The organism is Pseudomonas sp. PGPPP4, from assembly GCF_002256045.1.
Taxonomy (GTDB): domain Bacteria; phylum Pseudomonadota; class Gammaproteobacteria; order Pseudomonadales; family Pseudomonadaceae; genus Chryseomonas; species Chryseomonas oryzihabitans.
Genome location: NZ_NKID01000028.1, coordinates 1 through 2,710, shown reverse-complemented (window position 1 = coordinate 2,710; position 2,710 = coordinate 1). Strand labels below are relative to the sequence as shown.

Annotated in this window: 2 protein-coding genes and 1 pseudogene; all 3 read right to left on the bottom strand. The window is 66.8% G+C overall.

The window, feature by feature from the left end; all coding sequences use genetic code 11:
* A partial coding sequence (locus CFE50_RS22635; RefSeq protein WP_286737276.1) for an efflux RND transporter permease subunit occupies positions 1-1,168 on the bottom strand: 1,168 nt, incomplete at its 3' end.
* A 9-nt stretch (positions 1,169-1,177) separates the two neighbouring features.
* The gene (locus tag CFE50_RS22630; RefSeq protein WP_286737275.1) at positions 1,178-2,323 is read right to left on the bottom strand and encodes an efflux RND transporter periplasmic adaptor subunit; all 1,146 of its coding nucleotides are present in this window, start codon (positions 2,321-2,323) and stop codon (positions 1,178-1,180) included.
* A gap of 170 nt (positions 2,324-2,493) precedes the next feature.
* Positions 2,494-2,710 (bottom strand): annotated as a pseudogene (locus CFE50_RS22625) (TolC family protein); the annotation flags it as partial.

Below are 2,710 nucleotides of genomic sequence, written 5' to 3'. Positions count from 1 at the left end.
GATTCGCGGCCATGCCGCTGAAGGTGAAGAGCATCGACAGCGGGATCACCAGCGCGGTGATCAGCGCCGCGCGCAGATTGCCGAGGAAGACGAAGAGCACGGCGATGACCAGCAGCGCACCCTCCACCAGATTCTTGCGTACCGTGGCGATCGCCTTGTCCACCAGCGTGGTGCGGTCGTACACGGCGACCGCCTGCACGCCTTCCGGCAGGTTGCGGTTGATCTGCGCCAGGCGCCCAGCCACCGCCAGGGCCACCTCGCGGCTGTTCTCGCCCACCCGCATGAAGACGGTGCCGAGCACCGCCTCTTCGCCATTCTCGGTAGCCGCCCCGGACCGCAACTCCTGCCCGACCCCGACCGTGGCCACATCCCGGACCCGTACCGGGGTACCGTCCACCGTCGCCAGCACGATGGTGGCGATGTCCTCGACGGAGGCGAGCTGCCCCGGTACCCGAATCACCAGCTGCTCCCCGGCGCGCTCGATGAAACCGGCGCCGACATTGGCGTTGTTCCGCTCCAGCGCCACCGCCAGTTGTTCCAGGGTGATGCGATAGCCGGCCAGGCGCTTGGGATCGGGCGCGATCTGATACTCCTTGGCGTAGCCGCCAATGGTGTTGACTTCCGCCACCCCGGGTACGGTACGCAACTGGGGTTTGACGATCCAGTCCTGGATCTCGCGCAGATCGGTGAGCGTATAGGCTTCGCCGTCAGCGCGGCGCGCCTGAGGCGCGGCCTTCACTGTCCAGAGGAAGATTTCCCCGAGCCCGGTGGACAGCGGCCCCAGATTGACCTCCACGCCCTCCGGCAGGGCTTCGCGCGCCCCCTGGAGGCGCTCGCTCACCTGCTGGCGAGCGAAGAACAGATCCGTCCCATCGGCGAAAATGACGCTGATCTGAGCAAAGCCCGAGCGCGACAACGACCGGGTCCGCTCCAGCCCGGGCAGGCCGGCCATGGCCGTTTCCAGCGGATAGGTAACCCGCTGTTCGACCTCCAGCGGCGAAGCGCCCGGTACTTCCGCGTTGATCTGTACCTGGACGTTGGTGATGTCCGGCACCGCATCGATGGGCAGGTGGCGATAGCTGTAGATCCCCAGGGCGGCGATGCCGAGCGTGGCGAGCAGCACCAGCCAGCGCTGCTCGATGGCGAAGCGAAGAATACGTTCGAACATGATGCGCCCTTAGTGGGAGTGCTCGGCCGAGCCCTTGCCCAGTTCCGACTTGAGAATGAAGCTGCCGCGGTCGGCCACTACCTGGCCGGCGCTCAAGCCCTGACGAATCTCGGTGCGCTCACCGTCCCGCACCCCGGTGACCACGGGGGTCGCCTGAAATCCGTCCGCCGTCCGGACGAACACCACGGGGCGATCCTCCACGACATGCACGGCGCCACTGGGCACGCCGAGTACCTTGGCCTTGCGCTCGTCAGCGAGCCGTACCGTGACGAACAGACCCGGGCGCCAGGCGCCGGCCGGATTGGCCAGGGTGACGCGGGCGGTCGCCGCCCGGGTCTGCTCGCCCAGCAGATTGCCGACATGCGCCACGGTGCCCTCGGTGCGACTGTCCAGCTCTCCTGCAACCACCTCCACCTGTCGGCCAACGGTCACTCGATCGAGGTCACGCGCCGGAACGGCGAACGTCGCCCACACGCGGGACAGGTCGGTGAGCGTGAACAGGTTGCTGGCTTCGTCCACTCGCTCGCCGAGGACCAGGTGCTTCTCCACCACCACGCCGTCGAAGGGTGCGCGCAACTCATAGCGACTACCGCCCTGAGCGGAGGCCGCGCCACCCAGAGCCTGAGCTTTCTGGCGGGCGTTGCGGACGGCGATCTCGGCTTCCTGCAGCGTCTGCCGCGCCTGCAGCAGATCCTGCTCAGCACTGATCCGCTCCTGCCAGAGGCTCTGCTCGCGGGCATAGAGGGTGCGCGCCAGCTGCAAACGCTGCTGTGCGGTCGCCAACTCGCTGCGCACCTCGGACAGCTGCTCGCTGGCGATGACCGCCAGCACCTGTCCCTTGCGCACCCGGTCCCCGAGATTGGCCTTCACCTCCTCGACGATGCCGGGGGTGCGAGACACCACGTGAGCGGTACGATCCTCATCGAAGCGAATTTCTCCGGGGAGACTCAAGGACGCGCCCACGCTGACCGGTGTGACCACCTGGGTCTCGATACCGGCCGCGCGAATCTGCTCCGCGCTCAGCTCGATCTCGCCTTCGGCATGCGTCTCTTCGCCCTCGCCATGGGCGCCCTCGTTCGCGTCATGGCCGTCTTTGCCTTCGTCCAGAGCAGGGCGAGGCTGGGTCGCCTCAGCCTTGGCATCTGCCGATTTCATTAGGGGGGCAGCGGGTTCGGGGTGGTCGTGACCGGTGCCCGCCTGAATGGTACTGAATGGCAGCCCACCGCCAATTACTGCAATCAGCAGCGGCCGCAGCAGTCTCGGCCTGAATGAAGTCATGGTCATGCAAGAACTCCGCACCGGGTCTGATCCCGGGATCTGTAGCGTCATGGGGAGGTGAAGAGCGAGCCGTGGAGGCGTTCGAGGCGGGCCCAGGCATTGATCTGCGCACGTTGAGAGAGCAGGTACTGACCCCGAGCGGCAATGAGGGCGCGCTGGGCTTCCAGCACATCCAGCTGGGCAAAACGTCCCAGCGAGAAGCCGCGAGTTAGGTCATCGACCGTACGCTGGCCCGCCGGCAAAACCCGGTTGCGCAAGTCGTCG

Bases quoted from the DNA above. Each gene is read 5' to 3' on its own strand.
- CFE50_RS22630 (WP_286737275.1), bottom strand. From the start codon at position 2,323: ATGAAATCGGCAGATGCCAAGGCTGAGGCGACCCAGCCTCGCCCTGCT.